The organism is Bradyrhizobium cenepequi (assembly GCF_020329485.1).
In the GTDB taxonomy this organism is placed as follows: domain Bacteria; phylum Pseudomonadota; class Alphaproteobacteria; order Rhizobiales; family Xanthobacteraceae; genus Bradyrhizobium; species Bradyrhizobium cenepequi.
Genome location: NZ_JAGKJI010000123.1, coordinates 1 through 2,750 on the forward strand (window position 1 = coordinate 1; position 2,750 = coordinate 2,750).

The 2,750-nt window shown below is 62.1% G+C and carries 2 protein-coding genes; both read left to right on the forward strand.

All coding sequences use genetic code 11. The annotated features are described in order from the left end of the window. The first annotated feature begins 205 nt into the window (after window positions 1-205). A complete protein-coding gene (gene istA / locus J6497_RS40365; protein ID WP_225709702.1) occupies window positions 206-1,729 on the forward strand; it encodes an IS21 family transposase in 1,524 nt (507 codons plus the stop codon). 11 nt (window positions 1,730-1,740) lie between these two features. Further along, on the forward strand, window positions 1,741-2,481 hold the full coding sequence (gene istB / locus J6497_RS40370) for an IS21-like element helper ATPase IstB (RefSeq protein WP_225709703.1): 741 nt from the start codon (window positions 1,741-1,743) through the stop codon (window positions 2,479-2,481). Window positions 2,482-2,750 lie beyond the last annotated feature (269 nt).

The window sequence follows — 2,750 nt, forward strand, 5'->3', positions numbered from 1 at the left end:
TGCGGATTCCGAGATGATGGTGCGCACCGTACCGAGTTGATGGCGCGCAGGGTTCCGAAATGATCGCGCGCAGCATTCCGAGCATTCTCCGCGCAGCATTCCGATTTGATCGCGCGCAGTTTCGGATGGTGTGAGGCCTGATCGTTGGGTCATTTCTCCGGCTGGAATCAGCTTGGAGAATTGGATGCCGACGAGGAGGGTTATCATGCGCCATGTGCGCGAGATTGTGAGGTTGAGCCTTGAGGCTGGGCTCTCGACGCGCGTGGTTGGCGAGCGTGTCGGCGTCGGGCCGACGACGGTACGTGACACGCTGAAGCGGTTTGCGGGCGCGGGTCTGGCATGGCCAGTCCCGGAAGCGATAAGCGACGCCGAGCTGGAGCAACTGCTGTACGGGGTGCCTGGCGTGAAGCCTGGTCGGCGCAAGGTGGCCGAGCCTGACTGGTCCGTTATTGCCCGCGAACTCAAGCGCAAGCATGTGACCTTGCAGGTGCTGTGGGACGAGTACATTGCAGAGCATCCGGACGGGTACCGGTACAGCCGTTTCTGTGACTTGTTCCGCAATTGGGAAGGCCGGCTGCCGCTGGTGATGCGCCAGCACCACGGCGGGGGCGAGAAATTGTTTGTCGACTATGCCGGCGACACGGTGCCGGTGGTTGACCGCAAGACTGGCGAGGTACGTGACGCGCACATCTTCGTCGCGGTCATGGGCGCGTCCAGTTTGTCGTTCGCGCTGGCGACGTGGACCGAGCGGCTCGGCGACTGGATCGCGGGACATAACGCGGCCTTCAGCTTTTTTGGCGGCGCGACGCAACTCTTGGTGCCCGACAACGCCAAGGTCGCGGTGATCAAGGCCTGCCTCTATGACCCTATGGTCAACTGCAGCTATAGCGATATGGCACAGCATTACGGCACGGCGATTTTGCCGGCACGGCCGCGTCGTCCGAGAGATAAGGCGAAGGTCGAGGCCTGCGTCGGAATCGTCGAGCGCTGGCTGCTGGGGCGGCTGCGCAACCGAACTTTTTACAGCCTGGCCGAACTCAACGCTGCGATCGCCGAGTGGCTGGTCAAGCTCAATGACGGACGGGTGCTGCGTCAGCATGGTCGCACACGGCGCCAGCTGTTCGAGGAAATTGATGCGCCCAATCTTAAACCGCTTCCTGGCGAGCCGTGGGTCCATGCCGAATGGCGCCGATGCCGGGTCGGGCTCGACTATCACGTCGAGATCGAACGGCACTACTACTCGGTGCCCTACCGCTTCGCCCGTCGCGAGGTAGAAACGCGGATCTGTGCGCGAACGGTTGAAATCTTCCTGGGCGGCGAGCGTATCGCCGCACACATGCGCGGCAGCGGCAACGGGCGGCACACGACGATCAGCGCCCACATGCCTTCCAGCCACCGGCGCTATGGCGAGTGGACGCCGGCAAAGATCCGCAGCGAGGCAGCCCGGATCGGCCCGATGCTGCGCCTGCTGGTCGATCGGATCATCGAGGATCGGCCGCATCCCGAACAGGGCTATCGTTCGTGCCTGGGGATCCTCCGGCTTGAGAAGCGCTTTGGCGCCGAGCGCCTCGAGGCGGCCGCGCTGCGCGCGCTTGAGATCCAGGCTCGCAACTACCCAAGCGTCAAATCGATCCTCGAGAAGGGCCTCGATCGCGTTGCAACGCCCGCGTCCCCCGAGCCCGAGCCGATCATACACACCAACATCAGAGGCTCGGACTATTACCACTAAAAGGGAAGAAAATGCTGACACACCCCACACTCCACTTGCTTACCCGGCTCGGCCTTACCGGCATGGCCGAGGCCTTCACGAGCCTCGCCGACAACGAGGAGGTCCAGGGTCTCGCTCACGCCGAATGGCTGGCGTTGCTGCTGGACCATGAAGCGACTTGGCGTAACAACCGGCGCCTGGCACTTCGTCTTCGCAAGGCAAAGCTGCGTCATCATGCCGTGCCCGAGGATATCGACTACCGTGCTCCCCGTGGGCTCGATCGCCGCTTGTTCGACATGCTGCTCAACGGAGACTGGATCAAGAACCATGAGAATTGCGCCATTGTCGGGCCAACTGGCGTCGGGAAAAGCTGGCTAGGCTGTGCGCTCGGCCACAAGGCCTGCCGGGACAACCATTCTGTACTTTACACCCGGCTGCCGCGGTTGATCGAAGAACTGGACCTTGCCCGGGGCGATGGCCGACTCGCTTCGCGGATGAAGAGCATCGCCGCCGTCGAGCTCCTAATTTTGGACGATTGGGGCCTCCAAGCCATCGACGCCAATGCCCGTCATTATCTGCTCGAAATCCTCGAAGACCGCTACGGCCGTCGCTCGACACTCGTCACCAGCCAGCTTCCAATTGTCAAATGGCATGAGCTCATAAATGACCCAACTTACGCTGATGCCATACTCGATCGCCTGCTTCACAACGCTCACAGGCTCGAACTGAACGGCGACTCCATGCGTCGCCAGCCCGTTCTTCCTCGGCCTTGATCACATCGTCGGCCGATGAAGACCGAGACCGCAGCCCGCGAAGCTGACCGGCCGCTACGGCACTGTTGGGGGTGCGCGTCCGGTCAGCTTCGCTCCGTCGAGCAACACCATCAAACACCAGGCGCGATCTCTTCGGCAGCCGCTTGACCACGGGCTAACGATAGTGCCAATTTGCCTTTAACGATCGGGTACTTCACCTGCGCGCGATCAGATCGGAACGCTGCGCGGCATCAGATTGGAATACCTGCGCGCGATCATTGGAATCCGCA